The 20062-nt window shown below is 69.8% G+C and carries 15 protein-coding genes and 1 pseudogene; 11 read left to right on the top strand and 5 right to left on the bottom strand.

Annotated features, from left to right (window positions below; genetic code table 11):
- Positions 1 to 1265 (bottom strand): annotated as a pseudogene (locus HMPREF9719_RS00830) (hypothetical protein); the annotation flags it as partial.
- A gap of 294 nt (positions 1266 to 1559) precedes the next feature.
- On the opposite strand from HMPREF9719_RS00830, the gene HMPREF9719_RS00825 reads away from it, so the two are divergent.
- The 8 genes from HMPREF9719_RS00825 (at position 1560) to HMPREF9719_RS00790 (ending at position 9901) form a co-directional block, all read left to right on the top strand.
- Positions 1560 to 2333: a GntR family transcriptional regulator gene (locus tag HMPREF9719_RS00825; RefSeq protein WP_004601801.1), complete on the top strand. Its 774-nt coding sequence runs from the start codon at positions 1560 to 1562 to the stop codon at positions 2331 to 2333.
- Between the two features lie 340 nt (positions 2334 to 2673).
- On the top strand, positions 2674 to 3813 hold the full coding sequence (locus tag HMPREF9719_RS00820) for an extracellular solute-binding protein (RefSeq protein ID WP_004600053.1): 1140 nt from the start codon (positions 2674 to 2676) through the stop codon (positions 3811 to 3813).
- A complete protein-coding gene (locus tag HMPREF9719_RS00815) occupies positions 3810 to 4709 on the top strand; it encodes an ABC transporter permease (RefSeq protein WP_004600052.1) in 900 nt (299 codons plus the stop codon). Before HMPREF9719_RS00820 ends, HMPREF9719_RS00815 begins: the two co-directional genes overlap by 4 nt.
- A gap of 38 nt (positions 4710 to 4747) precedes the next feature.
- Positions 4748 to 5602 carry an ABC transporter permease gene (locus HMPREF9719_RS00810; protein WP_244848169.1) on the top strand — a complete coding sequence of 285 codons (855 nt, stop codon included), beginning with the start codon at positions 4748 to 4750 and terminating at the stop codon, positions 5600 to 5602.
- Positions 5603 to 5607: 5 nt separating this feature from the next.
- Entirely contained in the window at positions 5608 to 6717 is a 1110-nt protein-coding gene (locus HMPREF9719_RS00805; RefSeq protein WP_004600050.1) for an ABC transporter ATP-binding protein, read from the top strand.
- On the top strand, positions 6714 to 7430 hold the full coding sequence (locus HMPREF9719_RS00800; protein WP_004600049.1) for an HAD family hydrolase: 717 nt from the start codon (positions 6714 to 6716) through the stop codon (positions 7428 to 7430). Before HMPREF9719_RS00805 ends, HMPREF9719_RS00800 begins: the two co-directional genes overlap by 4 nt.
- Positions 7427 to 8302 carry an endonuclease/exonuclease/phosphatase family protein gene (locus HMPREF9719_RS00795; RefSeq protein WP_004600048.1) on the top strand — a complete coding sequence of 292 codons (876 nt, stop codon included), beginning with the start codon at positions 7427 to 7429 and terminating at the stop codon, positions 8300 to 8302. The genes HMPREF9719_RS00800 and HMPREF9719_RS00795 overlap by 4 nt, the downstream gene beginning before the upstream one ends.
- Before the next feature lie 105 nt (positions 8303 to 8407).
- The gene (locus tag HMPREF9719_RS00790) at positions 8408 to 9901 is read left to right on the top strand and encodes an endonuclease/exonuclease/phosphatase family protein (RefSeq protein ID WP_004600047.1); all 1494 of its coding nucleotides are present in this window, start codon (positions 8408 to 8410) and stop codon (positions 9899 to 9901) included.
- Positions 9902 to 10039: 138 nt separating this feature from the next.
- Here HMPREF9719_RS00790 and HMPREF9719_RS00785 read toward each other — a convergent pair whose 3' ends face one another.
- Entirely contained in the window at positions 10040 to 12922 is a 2883-nt protein-coding gene (locus tag HMPREF9719_RS00785) for a DEAD/DEAH box helicase (protein WP_004600046.1), read from the bottom strand.
- A gap of 217 nt (positions 12923 to 13139) precedes the next feature.
- Here HMPREF9719_RS00785 and HMPREF9719_RS00780 point away from each other — a divergent pair, with 217 nt between their 5' ends.
- From HMPREF9719_RS00780 to HMPREF9719_RS00770, 3 genes are all read left to right on the top strand, one after another.
- Entirely contained in the window at positions 13140 to 14639 is a 1500-nt protein-coding gene (locus HMPREF9719_RS00780; RefSeq protein WP_004600045.1) for a CoA-acylating methylmalonate-semialdehyde dehydrogenase, read from the top strand.
- 214 nt (positions 14640 to 14853) lie between these two features.
- A complete protein-coding gene (locus HMPREF9719_RS00775) occupies positions 14854 to 15966 on the top strand; it encodes an alcohol dehydrogenase catalytic domain-containing protein (protein WP_004600044.1) in 1113 nt (370 codons plus the stop codon).
- A gap of 94 nt (positions 15967 to 16060) precedes the next feature.
- Positions 16061 to 16996 carry a transporter substrate-binding domain-containing protein gene (locus HMPREF9719_RS00770; protein WP_004600043.1) on the top strand — a complete coding sequence of 312 codons (936 nt, stop codon included), beginning with the start codon at positions 16061 to 16063 and terminating at the stop codon, positions 16994 to 16996.
- A gap of 57 nt (positions 16997 to 17053) precedes the next feature.
- Here HMPREF9719_RS00770 and HMPREF9719_RS00765 read toward each other — a convergent pair whose 3' ends face one another.
- The 3 genes from HMPREF9719_RS00765 to HMPREF9719_RS00755 form a co-directional block, all read right to left on the bottom strand.
- Entirely contained in the window at positions 17054 to 18229 is a 1176-nt protein-coding gene (locus tag HMPREF9719_RS00765) for an ABC transporter substrate-binding protein (protein ID WP_004600042.1), read from the bottom strand.
- A gap of 149 nt (positions 18230 to 18378) precedes the next feature.
- A complete protein-coding gene (locus HMPREF9719_RS00760) occupies positions 18379 to 19161 on the bottom strand; it encodes an ABC transporter ATP-binding protein (RefSeq protein ID WP_004600041.1) in 783 nt (260 codons plus the stop codon).
- An 85-nt stretch (positions 19162 to 19246) separates the two neighbouring features.
- Positions 19247 to 20011, bottom strand: coding sequence for an ABC transporter permease (locus HMPREF9719_RS00755; protein WP_038075284.1), 765 nt, complete (start codon positions 20009 to 20011; stop codon positions 19247 to 19249).
- Positions 20012 to 20062 lie beyond the last annotated feature (51 nt).

The following is a 20062-nucleotide window of genomic DNA, read 5'->3' as shown; positions in this document are numbered from 1 at the left end:
CCGGGGTCGCCGGCGGCATCATCCGGCACCCACGTGTCATCCCTCGCCGGTTTGTCGGGGTTGTGGCCGGTGGAGATCAACCGGAAGATCACCTGCAGCGAGTCGTACACGTGCCGCCCGAGGCTGGCCTGCAGGCCCGTCGGCGGCGACAAGATGAGTTCTTTTAAGCGTGCGGTGCCGTAGCCGGCTTCGTACTCGGGAACCCCGGCGGGCAGGATTTCCAGTTCGGGGGATTCTTCGGCGAAGAGGACGAACATGATCCGGTAGAGATACCGCAGCGCCTGCCTGCCGATCAGCTCCCCATCGTCTGGGGTGAGGGTGATGCCTGCTTCGCGGTGGTGGGCGGCGACGTCCTGGCCGATGAGCTCGACCGACTGGCGGATCGCTTCACGTAGATCATCCGACACAGCCGCTGCGGCCTTACGCGACTCGGCGAGGGTGTCTTGAAGCCACGAGTCCCGCTCCGGTAGGTGGGAGAGGTTTTCCCGGCAGGTGAGGCACACGGCGTGGGCGGTTTCCCCGGCCTGGGTGGTATCGGCGCGTTCCGCCACGGCGGCGAGGTTGATCGCGAGGTATTTGCCCAGTGGCCAGCTGTCGCGCTCGGCCACCACCAGCCAGCCGCCGGCGGCCACGAGTATGAAGACTGGGGGTTCGTCGGCGAGGAAGATTTCGGTGAGCAGTTTGAAGACCGACAGGCCCCCGCCCCGCGGCGTGCTGGCCGCAATGGCTTCAGGGGCGTTACCCGCATTGACGGTTTCGGCGGTGTCGGCACCGGCGAGATCGTCGTTCTCCTCGCCGATGTCGGCTGCTTCAGTATCGACGTTGTTTCGTGGTGCGGGTCCGGCAATCCACCTCTCGTCCCGGGTCACCGTGTTGGTGGGTCGGGCGGTGGTTTCCAGCTCGGAGATATCCGCCACCGGCTCCGCCGCCAATGCGACGACACCGTCGGCGGTGGAGGCCGTCAGCTCGAGCTGGCCCTGCGCGGTCTCGAAGGTGACACGCTTCGGGGCGCGGTAGCCGAGCGCCTCAAGAATCAGCGGCGTGGCCTGGCCGGGCTGGTCGAGGAGCGTCTGCTGAATCGTGGCCCGCGCCGCCTTGAACCTGCCCCAGGAGGTGAGGATGCCGGGGGTTTTCTCGTCATCGGCGAAGTCCTTGATCCGGTTACGGACGCGCTTGGTTAGCGAGTCGCCCTTGGAGTCGGTGGAGGTGAAGTAGAAGTCGGGCAGCAGCTCATCGACGTTGATGATCGAATCAAACCCAGCCACCGACAACCACACCTTCCAACCGTAGGATTTCGAATCGTCCCTCGAGCTTCAGCCTGTACTCCATGGCGCTCGGGGACTGCCCGGGACGATGTGGCAATGCTACCTAGGGGTAGGTCGCGTAGCGGAGCAGAGCAAGGCATCGGGACAGCGAGCGGAGTGAGTCTCTGTCGAGTGGGGCGCCCCGGTGTTGCGCGGACCGCGGATCGGTAGGGTGAAAAGACCGCCTATGTCCGCGGGCTGATCTAATCGAGAGCAGTCAGCGAGAGACAGTGGCGTCGCGACTCGAGGGAAGAAGTGAGGTCGGTAGCCGTGGCGAAAGGAATCCCGCGATACCAGGAGATCGCCCGCGAGCTCCGACGACAGATTGACTCTGGCTCTTATCCCACCGGTTATTCCCTTCCCTCGGAAGCCCAGCTCGCTGAGCGATTCGGTGTCGCCCCGGGGACGGTTCGACAGGCGCTAGGCGTGCTTGTTGATGAGGGCATGCTGAGCGCCCGCCGTGGCGCCCGCAAGGTGGTCATGCGCTCGAGCGTGTCGAGCCGCGGGTTCAATGAGTTCCGCAGCTTCGCGCAGTGGGCGTACGGGCAGGGCAGGACCCCCGGCGGGCTAGTAGTCGAGCAGCGGTGGCGCGAACCCTCTGAGAATGATGTCGAGGCGCTTCGCCTCGCGGAGGGCGATGAAGTCCTGCAGGTGCTGCGTGTTCGGACGCTTGATGGGGAACCGATCCTTCTCGAGCGCACGCGCTACACACCGCAGGTCGGTAGGAAGGTCGCCGAGCTGCGCCCAGATTCGCCGTCAGTGACTAATCAGCTGCGCGAGCTGTTCGGCATCGAGTTTGCCGCCGCAGATCACGTGTTCTCCGCCGCGGCAGCCGACGACGTCGATGCGCGCCACCTGAGGCTTGCCGAGGGAGATCCGATCTTGCGGCACCTCCGGTTGAGCAGGGATCGGTGGGGTACCCCGCTCGAGCGCTCCGAGGACCACTACGTCTCCGGGGCGGTCTCGCTGGCCGTGTCCAACGCCCAGGGCAACAACTCTCTCGGCTGGATCTCCGCGCCCGGGCGCTAAGCGTTTCGTTTTCTTCGCGAGCTGGGCGCCCGAGCGCAGCGGCCGCGGTGGGTAGACCGGTGCCGCGGTGCTAAACGTCGGCACGGCGGACGTCGGTAGCGGCGGTGGAAGGCGCCGTAGCGCAACGTTCGTGCAGCTCTGTCGTCGCGTAGGTAACGAACCGGCGTCATCGTCGCCCGTCATCGTGGGCAGTCCTCGAGAGTTGATCTTGCGGCTACCTCAACTAAACCTTGAGGTAAACCAACTTTTACGTCAGCGTGTTTCTCTAGTGAGGTAACAAGCTCACTAGTGAGGATGCGCTGTCGCGGGTCCTCGCTCTGGAGAAACGGGGACTACACCAATGACGAAAACTCGTGCGATTGCTTCCGTCGCCGTGGCGGCGAGCGCAGCGTTGAGCCTCACCGCCTGCGGCGGTGGGGCGGAATCCGAGGAGTCGGCCCACTGGCGCCAGGCCACGACCCTCGAGGAGGGCGGCGGCATGGACGCTCTGATCGAGGCCGCGCAGGCCGAGGGAGAGTTCAACTCCATGGGCCTCTACGAGGACTGGGCCAACTACGGCGAGGTGCTTCAGGCCTTTTCCGAGAAGTACGGCATCGACATCAATAACGACGTCTCCGCCGGCTCCTCGCAGGACCTCATCAACGCCGTGCAGTCCCGGCAGGGGCAGGACAACTCGCTGGACTACCTGGATACCGGCATGTCGTTCGCCGCCCAGGCAGAGGAGGACGGGCTGCTTGCCACGTACACCCCTCAGGGCGCGGAGAATATCGACGCGGACATGCGCTCCGAGAACGACACTTGGCACAACCACCTCGGCGGGAACATCGCGATCGGCTGCGACGCCACCCAGGTCGAGAAGTGCCCTGAGTCGTTCGAGGACCTCCTCGACGAGGAGTACCGGGACAAGGTAGCCATCCCCGGCGACCCGACCACCGGGGAGTCGAGCTTCATGGTCGTCTACGCGGCGGCGTTGGCCAATGGCGGGAGCCTCGACGACATCCAGCCGGGCATCGATTTCTTCGGCGAGCTCGCCGAGAAGGGCAACCTCGTTCCCGTCGAGGGATCCGAGGGCACCATCGAGACCAACGAGACCCCCATCCTGATCAACTGGGATTATCTCCTCGCCCCGATGGTCGACAACCTCGCCGGCTCGGGCGTCGACCTGCAGATCATTCCGCCCGAGGAGGGCACGGTCTCGTCCTACTACGCGGCGTCGATCAACGAGGACGCCCCGCACCCCGCGGTCGCCAGACTGTTCCTCGAGTTCCTCTTCTCCGACGAGGGGCAGAACCTGCTGCTCAAGGGCTTCGTTCAGCCGGTGCGCCTGCAGGAGATGATCGACGAGGGCACCGCCGACGAAGAGGCGGTCGACAACCTTCCCGAGGGGGCCCTCGAGGACGCCCCGCAGCCGAACCTGAAGCAGCGCGCCGCGCAGCACCAGGTGCTCCAGGACGGCTGGGTCGAGGCGGTGGGCCGATGACCCAGGGGCTCAGCCGCTCACAACCTCGGCAGAGCCACGGACACCGCGACTCGAAGGGCAAATCCACTCGCGCGGCGGCGGTGTCGACGCTCGCGCCGCTGACGATCATCGTCGCGTGCTTCCTCGTCCTGCCGATCCTCGGCATGGCCTACACCTCGTTCCGGACGAGCTCAGGCGACGGCTTCACCCTGGAGAACTACGCCGCGCTCGCCGAGGGCAACCGGGGCCTGGCGCTGAAAAACTCGCTGATCGTCTCCGGGCTGTCGGCGCTCATCGCGACCGTGGTCGGTCTCGTCGTCGCGGCGGCGATCTCGACGGTGCGCTCGACGACCGTCGACGCGATAACGGGGATCATCTCTAGCGTGCTCGCCAACTCCGGTGGCGCGCCGCTGGCGTTCTCCTTCATCGTGCTGCTGGGCAACACCGGTTATCTCATCGACGCGGTCACCGCGGTCGACGGGGACTTCAGCCTGTACAGCCTGCGCGGGCTGGTCATCATGTACCAGTACTTCCTCATCCCGACGATGGTGCTGCTCACCCTGCCGAGCTTCCGGGCGCTGCGGACCTCCTGGCGGGAGGCGAACACCTCGCTCGGCGGATCGGCGTGGACGTTCTGGCGGCGCGTCGGCATGCCCATCCTCGCGCCCACGGTGCTCGGCGCCGCGATCATGCTCTTCGGCGCGGCGTTCGCCACCCACGCCTCGGCCGCCGTGCTCATGGGCACCGGGTCGTTCCCGCTCGTCACCCTCCAGATCGCCAACGAGCTCAGCGGATCAGCGGCGAGCGGCGGGCGCACGGTCGCCATGGCGATGGGCATGGTCACCGCCGTCGTCGCTGTCGTCACCCTCGTCGCGTTCACCTGGTTGCAGAATAGGAGTCGCAGATGGCAGCTCTAAGCAGCACAGCCGCCACGCGGGGCGGCGCCTCTAAGAAGGTGTCATGGGTCGCCGTCGCCGTCGCCGCGGTCGCGGTCGCCGTGCCGCAGCTAGGGCTCGCCGCCTACGCGCTCATCTCGCAGGGGAGCTTCACGGCCTCCGGGTTCGTGGGCTTCCTCAGCGACCCGCAGTTCTACCGTTCGCTGGGCCTCAGCGTCGCGCTCGCCGCGGCGACCGTCGTCGTACTCATCGCGGCGCTCGTCCCGGCCGTCGTCGCCGTCCACCTGTGGGCCCCGAAGCTCTCCGGGGTCTTATCGGTGGTGTGCACCCTGCCGCTCGTCATCCCGTCGATCGCGCTCGTCGCGGGGCTCATGGCGGTGCTCCAGGGGCTCGCATCCCAGGGAAGGGGCTCCGCGGCGAACCAGCTGGCCCAAGGGCTGCAGAACCCCGACTTCCCCGTCGCCGTGGTCGGAGCCTACGTCATCCTCGCCCTGCCGTTCACGTACCGCTCCATCGACGCGGCGCTCTCCGCGATCCCGCTGCGCACCTACGTCGAGGCCTCCGAGTCGCTCGGCGCGGGCACCTGGCGCACGCTCGCGAAGGTCGTCGCGCCGAATATCCGCGGCTCGGTGATCTTCTCCGCGTGCTTCGCGTTCTGCCTCGCGATCGGCGAGTACACCGTCGCCGCGACGATGAGCGTGAACACCCTGCCCGTCTACATGGCGACCCTGTCGACGACCGACTTCCGCGCCTCCATCGCGCTGTCTTTGGTCTCCAACATCGTCACCTGGGGCCTGCTCGCCTTCGCGATGGTCTACGCCGGGCGGTTCGGCCAGCCCACCAGCGGTGACTCCGGCTCCCACTCCACCCACCCCGCGGTGCGCGTCGGCGCACCCACGACCGAGGAAAGCTAACAGCGATGTCGACAACAACCATCCACCACGCCGCCGAGGCCGGCGAGGAAGCCGCGGGCGCGGGCGACGCCGTGTCCGTGAGCTTTAGCCACGTGAGCAAGTCCTACGGGGACGGCCCGCGCGTTCTCACCGACCTCGACTTCACCATCGATCCCGGGGAGCTGCTCACCGTGCTCGGGCCGTCGGGCTGCGGGAAGACGACGACCCTTCGCCTGCTCGCCGGCTTCGAGCAGCCCGACTCGGGCGACGTCGCCGTCGGCGGGAAGTCGATCCTTCGCACGCCCGCGGAGAAGCGCAACATGGGCATCGTCTTCCAGGGGCTAAGCCTGTTTCCCAACCTCACCGTCGGCGGGAATATCGACTACGGCCAGCGCATCCGTAGGCGCCCCGCGGCCGCGCGGCGGAAGCGCACCGAGGAGCTCCTCGAGATGTGCGGGCTGCCCGGCTATGCCGAGCGCTACCCCCACGAGCTCTCCGGCGGGCAGCAGCAGCGCGTCGCGCTCGCCCGGGCGCTGGCCATCGAGCCTCGGGTGCTGCTCCTCGACGAGCCGCTCTCCGCGCTCGACGCGAGCGTTCGCCGGAACCTCCGCGACGAGATCCGCCGCGTTCAGAAAACTGCCGGCACGACGACGATGTTCATCACCCACGACCAGTCCGAGGCCCTCGTTATCGCGGACAAGGTCGCCGTCCTCAACAACGGCGTGGTCGAGCAGCACGCCGTGCCGGAGGAAGTGTACTCCTCCCCGGCGACCCCTTTCGTCGCCCGCTTCGTGGGCACCATCAACGAGTTTGTCGTGCCGCGCTCCTGGCGGGGCGGCTCAGAGATCCCCCTCGAGGCGCACGACGGGCCCGGCGACGAGCTCGACGCCGTGTTCGTGAGGCCCGAATTCCTCCACATCGTCGAAGACTCGGAGTCGCGCGCGGTGGTCTCCGGAAGCCGGTATCTCGGCGATCGGACGATGGTCTCCGTCTCTCACCCGGGGACACCACGCGATTGGTGGGTCTCCCTCCAAGTCGCCGAGGCTGCCCGTCTGCCCGTCGGCACGCCGGTCTCGGTGCGCTTCGACGGGGACGTTGCCCTCCGCGTTGCCGCGAGCGAAGCACGCGAGGCATGAGGGCGGGCTACCCAGCCGCGGACGGACTTGGCCCCGTCGAAGCGGTGATCTTCGACTGCGACGGCACGCTCGTCGACTCGGAACGGCCGTGGCTCCAGGTCGTGGCCGAGCAGATCGAACGGCTCGAGGCCGACATCGCCCCCGAGGGCCTTATGGGGCTGCCCGCCCGGCAGGCCGCCCAAGCGCTGGTCGCCGCCGCAGCATCCGCGCGCTCCGCCGAGTCGGTCGAGAAGAACATCTCCCGGCGCTATTCGCTGCTCCTGCGGGAGTGCGATGCTCCCATGCCCGGGGTACGCGCGCTGCTCGGCGCGATCGACGGGGTGGTGCCCGCCGCGGTGGCGAGCAATGGGCGTGGGGAGGACGTGCGCGCGCTGTTGGAGGCCGCGGGCATCGCCGACCACTTCGACGCCGTCGTATCCATCGACGACGTCGTCGCCGGAAAGCCCAGCCCCGATGTCTACCTCGAGGCCTGCAAACAGATTAGCGTGCCCCCGGGCCACGTGCTCGTCGTCGAGGACTCGCCCGCGGGCGCCGCGGCCGCCCGTGCCGCCGGTTGCCGCGTTCTGGGAGTCAACGCTGATCTTACAATCGAGCTCGATGCCGACGCTCGAATCCCTAGTCTCGAGAAATGTGTCTTCGATGCGACGAACCGCCGCCTCATCCTTCGAGGGGCGGCCTCCTCAACGTCGCCGACGAGAAAGGTTGCACCATGACCGAGATCGTGTGCCAGTCTTGGAACCTCTGGTTTGGCGGTGCCCGCGTGCGCGATGGCCACGACAAGATCGTCGCGACGTCGAGGTCGTTCCCGGCGGATCTGTGCCTCTACCAGGAAACGGCCTTCGAGCTCGCCGGGAATGCCTCCCGGGAGCTGGGGCGTAACCACGCCCAGCAGGGGTGGGACACGGCGGTTGCCGCCTCGGGCGGCGTCGAGCTCGCGTCAACGGACACGGCGCCTTTCGCGACGGCCGCCTGGCTGCGCGTCGAGGGCTCCCCGGTGCTCGCCTGGTCGGTGCACCTCGCGCCGCACGACTACGGCCCCTACGCGGCGCTTGCGGGCAAACCCGAGGCCGAGGTTCACGCGGCCCCGGGAGAGGAGAGACGGCTCGCCCAGATTCGCCGGGTGCTCGAGGAGACGGACAGGCTCCTTGACGGGCGGAAACTTCCCGTCATCATCGGGGGCGACTTCAACTGCCCGGCGACCGCGGATTGGGTCGCCCGGGAGGACCGGCCGAACGTCTCCTGGCCGGCGACCGACGCTGTGCTCGCCGCTGGATTCGTCGAAGCCTTCCGTGCCGTGCATTCCGATCCGGTCAGCCAGCCTGGGGACACCTGGTCGCCGATCGAGCCGGCAGATCGCGAGCCGCGCGACCGCATCGACTTCGTCTTTGTCCGCGGCTTCGAGCCTGTGTCGGCGCGGACTATCGGCTGCCGGGCCGACGAGGAACCCGACGACCGGAGCGGCACCGAGGAGAGCGCCTCGGCGTTTACCCGCGTTGAGGGGCCGTGCTCCCTGATCCCGGACCACGCCGGCAACAACTATCCCAGCGACCACCAGCTCCTCGAGACGGTGCTGCGCCTCGGTTAGGAATCCCCGCGGACGGCCACAGGGCGTGAAGACGGAGATTCTGTTCGGGCATCGGTTCACCGCTCGGACACCCGATAGTCGGTCTGGCCGGATAGTTTTCGTGGCATGAGAATCTTGGGAAATCATGACGGCAGGCGGCTCGCGGGCGGCGTCGCGGCGGCCGTCGTCGCCGGGGCGGCGATCGTGCCTGCCGTGGCGACGGCAGAGGAGACCGACAACAACCGAGGGGAGACCGTGCGGGTCGCGACGTACAACGTGGCGCTCAACCGCCCTGCCGAGGGGCAGCTCGTCTCCGATCTCGAGGGCGGGGAGGATGCGCAGGCGCAAAACGTCGCCGCGGTCATCCAGGAGGTGCGCCCCGACGTCGTGCTGCTCAACGAGGTCGACTACGACGAGCTCGGGGAGGGCGGCGGCTCCCGCGCCGTCGAGCTCTTCCTGCAGGATTATCTCGGGCAGCCGCAGCTCGGCGGGGAACCCATCGACTACGAGTACAGCTTCGTCGCGCCGGTGAACACCGGCGTCGACTCCGGCCTCGACCTCGATAACGATGGGGAGCTCGGCGGACCGGACGACGCCTACGGCTTCGGGGACTTCCCCGGCCAGTACGGCATGGCGGTGCTCTCTCGGTACCCGCTGGCCGCCGAGGAGGCCCGCACCTTCCAGAACTTCCGGTGGGCCGACATGCCCGACAGCCTCCTGCCCGCGGGCTTCTACGGGGACAACGCCGAGGATCTGCGCCTGTCGTCGAAGAGCCACTGGGACCTGCCCGTCGAGGCGCCCGGCGGGCGCTTCCACCTGCTGGCCTCCCACCCGACGCCCCCGGCCTTCGACGGGGAGGAGGAACGCAACAAGCGCCGCAACTCCGACGAGATCAGGCTGACCGCCGACTACGTCGCCGGCGGGGAGCGTGCCGCCTACCTCTACGACGACGAGGGCGCGGCCGGCGGACTTCCCGAGGGCGAGGAGTTCGTCGTCGTGGGCGATCAAAACTCCGACCCCTTCGACGGCGGCGGCGACTACCCCGCGATCCGCCAGCTGCTCGAGATGCCGCGCGTCCAGGACCCGCGGCCCGCCTCCAGGGGCGCGGTCGAGGCCGCGGCCGCGCAGCCGGGCAACGAGCACCACGCCGGACCCGCGGAGCTCGACACGGCGGACTTCGAGGAGCCGGACCCCGGCAACCTGCGCGTCGACTACGCGCTGCCCTCGACCGGGCTCACGGTCTCGGGATCGGGCGTGTTTTGGCCCGGCGAGGGCGAGCGCCTCGCGGAGATCATGGACCCGCAGCTCACCAGCGACCACCACCTCGTGTGGGTCGACCTCGAGGTTCCCGCCGAGGGCGGCGCCGCGCCCGAGGAGCCCGCCGCCCCGGAGGACGAGGCACCCGCAGGCGATCCGCAGGCCGGCGGCGGCGATGCAGCCGGCGAGCGGCCCGCGAACTCGAATCCCGGGGACGACTCTGGCTCACGAAACGAGTCCGCAGTGAAGAGTCCCGGGGGCCTCGCGTCGACCGGGTCCCCGCTCCTGGGCGCGTTGCTCGTCGGCGCGATTGCCGCGGCGGCCGGCGCCGGCCTCGCAGCGCTCTGTCGGCGGCGGGGCTAACAGGCCCTGATACGGGAACCGCCCGCCGACCGGAAAACTGGTTGGCGGGCGGCTGCTCGTCGTGGGGTTCGTGGCGGGCGCCCGGGCGGGTGCTCGACTGTCCGCGGCCCAGCGGCTCTGCGGCCCTTGTGGTCGCCGTTACCTCTTCGGGACGAGGAGCACGACCGGGCGGATGAGCGGGTTCGGCGACGGCGTGAAGTCCGAGACGAGCTTGCGCTCCCGCTCGATGAGCTGCTCCGAGCGCTTGACCTGCGGGCCGCGGGTCGCGCCCTCGGCGAGCTCCTCCCAGCGGTCGGCGCGCTCGGTGAACTCGTCGATGCGGCGCCGCGCGTCGACGTCCGCGGCCTCCACGGTCTGGCTGAGGATGCCGCGGGCCGCCTCCACGGCGCGGCGTACGAGCTTCTCGTCGTCCTCGGTCACTTCCGCCTGGCGGGGGTTGATGGCCCGCTCGTCGAGGCCGCAGCCGCGCAGCCAGGCCACCGGGTCGGGGATCGCGTCGGCCGTCATGATGCCCAGGTCGGTGGGGGAGGAGACGATGAACGAGCGGGAGATGACCTGGCCGCGCCGGTTGGTGAGCGTGCCCATGAGCAGCACCGCGGGCGCGTCGACGTCGGCGGTGGCCGCGGGGATCTCCTTGCGGCTCATGTTGGCGAGCGCCCGGTCGACGGCCCACTCGGTGACCGGGTGGAGGGGCCCGAGGTAGTGCGCCGAGGGCCAGGTCGACTCGCTCGAGCCGTGCTTCGCCCGCTCGAGCAGGTCCGCGCCGGTGGTCTCCGAGGTGGCGAGCACGACTTTTTCCTTGACGTGCCGGTAGTCGACGTAGTCCTGCGGTAGGAAGTCGAGGCGGCGCTGGAGGTCGGGCGGCGGCGCGAGCTCCGCGGTGTCGTTGCCGTGGTCGCGCCACGACACCCCGCCTCCCGCGTGCGAGGCGCTCGGCTGGTCGTGGAACGCGGCGTTGAGCGCCTCCTTGAGGTAGGTCTTCTCGTCGGGGAAGAGCGACTGCCGGCCCGCCGGCGCGGCGGCCGAGGAGCCCTCGTCGGCGGCTATGTCCTCGAGGCTTAGGCCCAGAGCGTCGAGCAGGCTGGAAATGTCGTCCGCGCCGTCGGCGGTCGAGCCGAGCCCGCGGGCGTCCTCTTCCGCCTGCTCGGGGGTCTTGACCTCCTCGTCGAAGTCGCGCTCCCTGGCGAGGATCTTCTGGACGACCTTTTCCTCCTCGCCGGCGGTGTAGCGGCCCATGAGCGATGAGGAGTCGCCTAGGTGGTGGTTGGCCTCGGCCTCCCGGTCGACGAGCCGCTGGAGGACGTGCAGGTCGCCGGGCGTCGACTCGTCGGCCGGGTCGAGCAGCAGGGTGACGATCTGCGGGGTGTGGCGCTGCCCGTAGCGGTCGATGCGGCCGTTGCGCTGCTGGATGCGGATAAGCGACCAGGGGATGTCGAAGTGCACGAGGTGGTGGCACTGCTCGTGGAGGTTGACGCCCTCGCTGGCGACGTCGCCGGTGACGAGCACCTTGATCGGGGAGTTCTCCCGCTTGAAGGAGTCGATGATCGCGAGCTGCTCGGTGTCGTCGAGCCCGCCGTGGAGGATGCGCACCGCGCCGTCCTTGAAGCCCATGCGCTCCTCGAGGCTCTCCTTGAGCCAGGAAAGGGTCGCGACCCGCTCGGAGAACACCACCGCGCGGGTGGTGTTGCGCTTGCCCGGGCCCACGCCGATCTCCTCGAGGTAGGACACCAGCGCGTCGAGCTTCGAGGAGCCCTCATCCAAGTGCCGCTCGGCGAGGCCGGCGAGCCGCTCGAGCGCGGCGCGCTCGTCGTCGGCGCGCCGCCCCGTCTTCTGCGCCACGGCCTTGAGCCGGTTGGCGAGCGTTTCCTTTAGGGCGGCGGGGGAGGAGAGATTCGCCTTGGTGAGCGTCCACCCGAAGAGCGGGTTCTCCCCCGGGGAGCGCCCGGAGTCCGGATCGGTCCACGTGGACTTCAGCTCCTCGCCGATGGCGCGCTCGACCTCGGTCGGCGCGACGAGGATGTGGCGCGGGTCGTCGCGGTCGGCCCACTTGTCGCCGACGACCTGGGCGACCTCCTGGGAGCGGCGGTTGCGCCGGATGATGAGCCTTCGTGCGACGGAGGTGTCGATCTCGCCGCTGGGCAGCACCGAGGTCGGGTCGAGGAGCCTAAGGATCTCCTTGAAGGAGTCCGGGTCACCGTTGTGCGGCGTCGCCGAGGCCAGCAGCAGCGCCTCCGTCGTCGGTGCGAGCGTGCGGGCGAGCTGGTTGTTCTGCGTGCCCCGGTTGGTGAAGTTGTGGATCTCGTCGATGACGACCGCGTCCCAGCGGCTTTTTTCCAGCTGGGTGCGGTACTTCGCCTGCTTGAGCGTGTCCATCGACACGATGACCCGCGGAAAGTAGGTAAACGGGTTGCGCGAGATGGGCAGGCGCTGGCGGACCTTCTGGATGCCCAGCGAGTCGAGCCGCACCAGCGGCACGGAGAAGCGCGTCCACAGCTCCTGCTGGAACTGCTCGAGCACGTGGCGCGGGGTGACCACGAGGATGCGCTCGCCCCGGCCGCGGCGGATGAGCTCGGCGAGGATCATGCCGATCTCTAAGGTCTTGCCGAGGCCCACGGCGTCGGCGATGAGCATCCGGGGCCTCGTGTTGTCCGAGGAGAGCGCCTTCTTCACCGCGTCGAGCTGATAGTCGAGCGGGTCGGCGAGCATCTCCTCGGCGACGGCGAGCTCTTCTTGGTAGAGCGGCACCGGCGTGGAACGCAGCATCGACTCGATCCACAGCCTCGTGGTGCGGAAGCCCGCCGAGGCGTCCGGCTCGACGGTCACCGCCGCCGGGTCGATCCGGGTGACCTTGTCGAGCGCGGTGTAGAGGGTCGCGGTGTGGTCGCGCACGAGCTCGCTCAAGCCCCGAAGGCTCACGAGCTTCCCGTCGCGCGCCGAGGTGACGTTGGTGACCAGCCATTCCTCGTCGCGGGCTTCGACGGTGACGCCGGGGGCGAGGTCTGGGGCGTGCGTATCGGCCATGGGCACAAAGCCTAGCAGCGGGCCCGGATGGCCCATCGGGCTCGACCGGGAGGCACGGCGGGCGCGGCGATTCCTCCCGACGCGGGAGCGCGGGCGGCGCCCGCCGCGTCGCTTGACTATGGTGAATGACACATAAACGTTCGCGAGTAACGCGTCTCATCCATAAGGCCCGCGGCGCGCCGCCTCACTAGAAGGAAGGTTGCTGAGGACCACCACCATGGCTGCACACGAGATCGCCCACTGGATCAACGGCGAGGCCGATGCCGGCTCCGGCGCGGGCCGCCAGGCCGTCTACAACCCCGCGACCGGTGAGCAGACGGGCTCGCTCGCGCTCGCCGAGCCCGCCGACGCCGACCGGGCGGTGGCGGCGGCGCGCCGCACCTTCGATACCTGGTCTACGACCCCGCTCTCGAAGCGGATCTCCGTGCTGTTCTCCTTCCGGGAGAAGGTCAAGGCCCACACCGACGAGCTCGCGCGGATCATCACCGCCGAGCACGGCAAGACCCTGCCCGACGCCGCCGGCGAGGTCGCCCGCGGGCTCGAGGTCATCGAGTACGCCTGCGCCCTGCCCGAGACCCTGAAGGGCGACTACTCGGAGCAGGTCTCCAGCGGCATCGACGTGTTCTCGTTTAGGCAGCCGCTCGGCGTCGTCGCCGCGATCACGCCGTTTAATTTCCCGGTCATGGTTCCGCTGTGGATGTCGCCCATCGCGATCGCCACCGGCAACGCGGTGGTGCTCAAGCCCTCCGAGCGCGACCCCTCGGCCTCGCTGCTGCTCGCCAAGCTGTGGCAGGAGGCCGGCCTTCCCGACGCCGTGTTCAACGTCGTCAACGGCGGCCGCGACGTCGTCGAGCGGCTCCTCGAGCACGACGACGTCGACGCGGTCTCCTTCGTCGGCTCCACCCCGGTGGCGCGCAGCATCTACGAGAAGGCCAGCTCCCGCGGCAAGCGCGTGCAGGCGCTCGGCGGGGCGAAGAACCACGCGGTTGTGCTGCCCGACTCGGACCTCGATCTCGCGGCCGATCACCTCGCCGCGGCGGCGTTCGGCTCGGCGGGGGAGCGCTGCATGGCGGTCTCCGTCGCGGTGGCGGTGGGCGACGTCGGCGACGAGCTCGTCGAGAAGCTGAAGGAGCGCGCCGCCGACGTCGTCGTCGGGGACGGCGCTGAGGAGGGCACCGGCATGGGCCCGCTCATCACCCCGGAGGCCAAGGAGCGTGTCGAGTCGATCGTCGCCGGCGCGGAGGCCGAGGGCGCGGTGCTCGCCGTCGACGGCCGCGGGCTCGTCGTCGAGGGCCGCGAGGGCGGCTTCTTCACCGGCCCGAGCGTCCTCGACCACGTCTCCACCGAGGCGGAGGCCTACAAGCAGGAGATCTTCGGCCCGGTGCTCGCCGTCGTGCGGGTGAAGGACCTAGACGAGGCCATCGAGGTCATCAACAACAACCCCTACGGCAACGGCACGGCGATCTTCACCGGCTCAGGCGCGGCGGCCCGCGAGTTTCAGCGGCGCGTCACCGTCGGCATGATCGGCGTCAACGTGCCGATCCCCGTGCCGGCCGCGCAGCACTCCTTCGGCGGCTGGAAGGACTCCCTCTTCGGCGAGCACCACATCTACGGCCCCGACGGGGTGGCGTTCTACACCCGCGGCAAGGTCGTCACCCAGCGCTGGCCCAAGGAGAACGACCCCGTGGAGGCCTCCTTGAATTTCCCGACGAACTAGCCACGGCGACCCCATGTAACCGGGGCCGGGGCGCTTCGCGACGCGCGGCGCCCCGGCCCCGGCGTCGTCGCGCGGGGTAGCCGGCGAGGGCGGGTGCCGCGGTGCGCCCGTGCGTTCGCGGGCCTCAGCCGGCCGGCCAAAACGCCGCGCCGTCGGCGGTGTCTGGCTTATCGTGTCATGTGGCGGTTTTGGCCCAGAAAGCGAAGAGTGTCACATGCAATCGGCGGCGTTCGTCATGTCTGGGGAGGGCACCGGCCCGGGCCGGCTCGCCCTCGACGAGATCGCGGTAGCGGCGCCCCACAAGGGGGAGGTGCTCGTCGAGGTGCGCGCCTGCGGGGTGTGCCACACCGACCTCCACGTCCTCAACGGCGAGGTCGGATTCCCCGCGCCCGCGGTGCTCGGCCACGAGGTCTCCGGCATCGTGCGCGGCGTCGGCCCCGGCGTCGAGGGCCTCGAGGAGGGGCAGCGGGTCGCGTGCAGCTTCATCATGCCGTGTCGCTCGTGCCGGCACTGCGAGCGCGGCAACGAGGACCTCTGCGAGCGCTTCTTCGAGGACAACCGGCTCGCAGGTCGCCTCTACGACGGCACGACCCGCTACAGCCGCGGCGAGGAGGAGGTCGCCATGTACTCCATGGGCGGCCACTCGCGCCTGTGCGTCGTCCCCGCCGGCGGGGTGTTCCCGCTGCCTGATGGCGTCGACCTCGAGTCGGCGGCCGTGCTCGGCTGCAGCCTGTTCACCGGCTACGGCGCCGTCCACACCGAGGGCGAGGTCGGCCCCGGCGACAGCGTCGCCGTCATCGCCGCCGGCGGGGTGGGGCTGAGCATCATCCACCTGGCCTGCGCCGCCGGCGCGGAGCACGTCGTCGCGGTGGACGTCGACGACGCCAAGCTCGAGCTCGCGCTGGCGATGGGCGCGACCCACGCGGTGAACTCCAGCGAGGTCGATCCCGTCGAGGAGGTCACCCGCATCGTCGGGCGCGGCGTGGACGTCGCGTTCGAGGCGCTCGGCCACAAGGCCACGGTCGCGCAGGCGATCGGGATGCTCGACGCCGGGGAACGGGCGGTGCTGGCGGGCATCGCCCCGCCCGATCACCACATCGACACCCAGATCGCGGCGACGGTGCGCCGCAAGGTGAAGATCCACGGCTCCTTCGGCGCGACCGCCTCGGTGGTCATGCCCAAGCTCATCGAACTCGCCGCGGAGGGGAAGCTAGACCTCGACACGTTGATTACCGACCGTTTCGGCTTCGACGAGATCCCGCTGGCCTACGAGCGGCTTCGCGACAGGAAGATCGCCGGCCGCGGGCTCGTCGTCTACGACGGCTAAGACCCTAGCCCGTGCGGGCGCGGCTGGGGCGGCGGCCGCCCGGCGTGGAAGAAAAGGCCCGTGCCGCGCGCCCGGGCGGGGCTAGGCTACCGGCATGCCGACGACGGGGATGAGTGGGGCGGCGGGGGCTGCGGGCCGCCCGCTCGTGGCGCTCGCGGCGGCGGGCGCGCTGCTCGCGGGCTGCGCGGATCCGCAGCCCATCGACGATGCCGCCTACACCGACCTGGACTTAAGCCCCGACCAGGAGCTCGTCCGCGCCGAAAAGAACCCCGAGCTCGCCGCCGTGCCCGAGTCGATCGCGGAGGACGGGAAGCTCACCGTGGCCTACCCCTCGCAGCCGAGCCCGCCGTTCTTCCTCTTCGCGACGGACAACGCCACGCCCATCGGGGTGGAGGTCGAGCAGGCCCGGCTGCTCGCCGACAAGCTGGGCCTAGAGCTCGACCTGCAGCCCATCGACTGGACGGCCTGGCCGCTCAAACTCCAGTCGGGCGACGTCGAGGTCGTGCACTTCAACATCGGAGTCACCCGCGAGCGGCTGGAGATCTTCGACTTCGCGACCTGCCGCGCCGCGCTCATGGCGTTCTTCTCGAGGAACGACTTCGAGGGCACGATCGAGTCCTACGAGGACATCTCCGGACTCCGGATCGCGGTGGGCGCCGGCATGACCCAGGAGCGCATCCTGCTCGAGTGGAACGAGCTCTTAGAGGCCGAGGACAAGGAGCCCGCGGAGCTCGCGCACTACACCAACGGCCAAGACATGGTGCTCGCCGTCGCCGCCGGGCGGGTGGACGCCGCGGCCGACGACTCGCCGGCCGCGGCCTACCGCGCCTCGCTGCGCGACGACCTTAAGGTCGTCGGGCGGGTCAACGAGGGCTGGCCCGACGAGACGGTCATCGGCTCGACGACGAAGCGCGGCGACGGGCTCGCGCCGGTGCTCACCGCGGCCTACAACGAGCTCATCGACGAGGGCCTCTACCTCGAGGCGCTCGACAAGTGGGGCCTCGCCGCCGAGGCGATCCCGAAATCCTAGACCCACTCGCTCGAGGAATACTCCGACGTCGACTACGACGAGGACGAAACCGACTAGCTAGTTCGAGGACTTCTCGTCGTCGGCCTCTTCTTCGTCCTCGTCCTCGTCGTCCTTGGTGGCGTCGCCGTCCGCGGGCTCCTCGGACTCCTCGTCGCCGTCGTCGTCGGCGTCCTTGGGCGCGGAGTCGACGATGTCGTCGAGCGGCACCTGGTACTCGGCGACGGACTCCTCGAAGCGGCGGTCGACGAGGTCCTCGAAGTCGACGGCCTCGGCGACGACGTCGTCGGTGAGGAAGGCCTCGGCGATGTCGTTCTGCTGCGCGACGACCTCGTCGTTGAGCGCGATGGGCAGCCGGCTGCTGCGGGTCTGGACCTCGGCGACCTCGCGGTCGATGCCGGACTCCTCGGCGAAGACCTCGGCCCACTCGTCCGGGTTGTCCACGGTCCAGTGGTAGGCGCGGGCGACGCGCTCGAGGAGGTCCTCGAGCGCGGCCTCGCGACCCGGGTCGGCGAGCGCCTCGTCGGAGGCGATCGCGAAGCCGAAGCCGTTGGTGAGCCCCGTGCCGCGGAAGAGCACCTCCGCGTCGTTGAGCTCGGCGATCGCGGCATAGGGGTCCCAGATCGACCACGCCGAGAGGTCCCCGGACTGGAAGGCGTTGACCGCGTCCGCCGGCTGGAGATAGTTGACCTCGATGTCGTCGCTGGAGAGACCCACCGAGTGCAGCGCCTGGACGAGCAGCCCGTGCGCGTTCGAGCCCTGGGCGACCGCCACGGACTGCCCCTCGAGGTCCTCGAGGCTCTCCAGCTCGGAGCCGGGCGGCGCGGCGATGATGATCGAGGAGGCGTCGTTGGAGTAGGCCTGCACGACCTTCGTGGAGGTCTCCCCGGCGAGGATCGGCGGGGTGTTGCCGGTGATGGCCACGTCGATCTGCCCGGCGTTCATCGCCTCGATCTGCGGCGGCCCGGAGCTAAACGTCGAGAACTCGATGTCGTACTCCGTGCCCTCGAGCTCCCCGGAGGCGCGCAGCGCCGTCTCGGTTCCGGCGACCTGGTCGCCGACCTGGAGCGCCACGGAGCTCAAGTCGATCTCGCCGCCGGCGGCCTCCTGGTTCTCCTCGGCGTCGTCGGCGCACGCGACGAGCGAGGCGGACAGGACGATCACCCCGCCAATCCCCGCCGCGGCGCGGCGGGCCCGGCGTCTCAGGGCGGTGCTCGGGTTCGCGGTTGCGGTCATGTGTTCTCCTTCGCTGGGTGGGGCCTCGCCGGCGCTAAGGCGGCGGGCGCGAATGCGCCCGACTCGTCGGTCGGGGGCGCGGCGGGGCACGAACGAGGCCCGCCGCGCGGCGCGGGGCGCCGCAGGCGGGCAGAAGAGGGCGCCGGGGGTCAGGCGGCGCGGCCGCTGGTGTCGACGCCGAGGCCCTTGAGCAGCTGCGCGGTATACGAGGAGAACTCCCGGCTCGCGCGGTCGCGGGGCTTGTCGATGTCGATGGTCGTGCGCTGCGAGATCTTCCCGTCCTCGAGCAGGACGACCTCGTCGGCGATGGCGACGGCCTCGTCGACGTCGTGGGTGACGAGCAGCACCCCGATATTGCGGCCCAGGACGGCCTCGAGGAGGAGCTCCTGCGCGGAGATCCTCGTCAGCGCGTCGAGCGCGCCGAAGGGCTCGTCGAGAAGAAGGAGCTTGGGCTCGCTGATGAGCGCGCGGGCGAGAGAGACGCGCTGCGCCTGCCCGCCGGAGAGGGTGTGCGGCCACGAGTCGCCCCGGTCGGGGAGGTGAACCTCCTCCAAGAGCTTCTCGGCGCGCTCGAGGGCCTCCTTGTCCTCGACGCCCTCGCGGTTGAGGCCGAGGGCCACGTTCTTCGCGACGGTGAGCCAGGGGAAGAGCCGCGGCTCTTGGAACGCGACGGAGGGCGCGCCCTCGACGTGCGTCTCGCCGGTGTGGTTCTCCGAGAGGCCGGCGAGGATGCGCAGCAGGGTGGACTTGCCCGAGCCGGAGCGCCCGATGATCGCGACGATCTCGCCCTCGCGGATGGTGAGGTCGATGCCCCTGAGGATCTCCTTGTCGCCGTAGGACTTGTGCAGGTTTGTCACCCGGGCGGCGGGCTTTCCGCGGCGGGCCGGGGAGGATGTCGTGGTCGAGGCGTCGGAGTGCACTGCGGTGGTCATGGCTAAAGCTCCAGCTGTGGTCGTGTCGTGATGGTCGTGATCTCGCGATCGGCCCCGCCCCGGGGGTGGGGCCGGCGAGGGGTGTCTAGGAGGCGCGCTCGCTCGTGCGGTACGCGAAGACGCGGCGCTCGGCCAGGCGGATGAGCCAGTCACAGATCAGCCCGAAGGCCGCGTAGACGATGAGGCCGAAGATGACGATGTCGGTGCGGTAGAACTCGCGGGCGTTGTTGATCATGAAGCCCAGGCCCTCGCGGGCGTTGATCTGCTCGGCGATGATGAGCGAGAGCCACGCCGCCGCCGAAGCCTGCCGCAGGCCGACGAACAGCGCGGGCGCCGCGGAGGGGAAGACGACGTAGCGGGTGCGCTGCCACAGGCTAAACCCGAGCACCCGGCCGGTCTCGAGGAGCTTGAAGTCGACCTGCCGCAGCCCGGAGGCGGCGTTGAGGTAGAGCGGGAAGCCCACGCCGAGCGCGATGAGCAGCACCTTGGGCAGCTCGCCGATGCCGAACCAGATGATGAACAGCGGCACGAGCCCGAGGTGCGGGATGGAGCGCACCTCCTGGACGATGGGGTCGATGGCGATGTCCGCGATCTTCGAGAGCCCCACGGCCACGCCGAGCCCGATGCCGACGATCCCGCCGAGCAGGAAGCCGGCGATCACGCGCCCGCCGGAGGTAGTCAGTGCGGGGACGAGCGTGCCGTCGGTGAGGGTCTCCCAGCCGGCAGCCACGATCGTCGACGGCGCGGGCAGGGTGGCCTCGTCGACGAGGCCGAACTGGCTGACCAGCTGCCAGATCACGAGGACCGCCAGCGGCGAGATGAGCCGAACCGGGCGGGGCACGCGGCGCAGCGCGGCGGCGGCGCGGCCGCCGCGGGGCCGGGCCGGACCTGCCGCGCGAGG

It is taken from the genome of Corynebacterium otitidis ATCC 51513 (genome assembly GCF_000296405.1).
GTDB lineage: Bacteria > Actinomycetota > Actinomycetes > Mycobacteriales > Mycobacteriaceae > Corynebacterium > Corynebacterium otitidis.
Note: the sequence above shows the minus strand (reverse complement) of the source record. Positions and strands in the feature narration are given on the sequence as shown.

Bases quoted from the DNA above. Each gene is read 5' to 3' on its own strand.
- HMPREF9719_RS00800 (WP_004600049.1), top strand. From the start codon at position 6,714: ATGAGGGCGGGCTACCCAGCCGCGGACGGACTTGGCCCCGTCGAAGCG.
- HMPREF9719_RS00760 (WP_004600041.1), bottom strand. From the start codon at position 19,161: ATGACCACCGCAGTGCACTCCGACGCCTCGACCACGACATCCTCCCCG.
- HMPREF9719_RS00790 (WP_004600047.1), top strand. From the start codon at position 8,408: ATGAGAATCTTGGGAAATCATGACGGCAGGCGGCTCGCGGGCGGCGTC.
- HMPREF9719_RS00815 (WP_004600052.1), top strand. From the start codon at position 3,810: ATGACCCAGGGGCTCAGCCGCTCACAACCTCGGCAGAGCCACGGACAC.
- HMPREF9719_RS00820 (WP_004600053.1), top strand. From the start codon at position 2,674: ATGACGAAAACTCGTGCGATTGCTTCCGTCGCCGTGGCGGCGAGCGCA.
- HMPREF9719_RS00770 (WP_004600043.1), top strand. From the start codon at position 16,061: ATGCCGACGACGGGGATGAGTGGGGCGGCGGGGGCTGCGGGCCGCCCG.
- HMPREF9719_RS00780 (WP_004600045.1), top strand. From the start codon at position 13,140: ATGGCTGCACACGAGATCGCCCACTGGATCAACGGCGAGGCCGATGCC.
- HMPREF9719_RS00785 (WP_004600046.1), bottom strand. From the start codon at position 12,922: ATGGCCGATACGCACGCCCCAGACCTCGCCCCCGGCGTCACCGTCGAA.
- HMPREF9719_RS00775 (WP_004600044.1), top strand. From the start codon at position 14,854: ATGCAATCGGCGGCGTTCGTCATGTCTGGGGAGGGCACCGGCCCGGGC.
- HMPREF9719_RS00765 (WP_004600042.1), bottom strand. From the start codon at position 18,229: ATGACCGCAACCGCGAACCCGAGCACCGCCCTGAGACGCCGGGCCCGC.
- HMPREF9719_RS00805 (WP_004600050.1), top strand. From the start codon at position 5,608: ATGTCGACAACAACCATCCACCACGCCGCCGAGGCCGGCGAGGAAGCC.
- HMPREF9719_RS00795 (WP_004600048.1), top strand. From the start codon at position 7,427: ATGACCGAGATCGTGTGCCAGTCTTGGAACCTCTGGTTTGGCGGTGCC.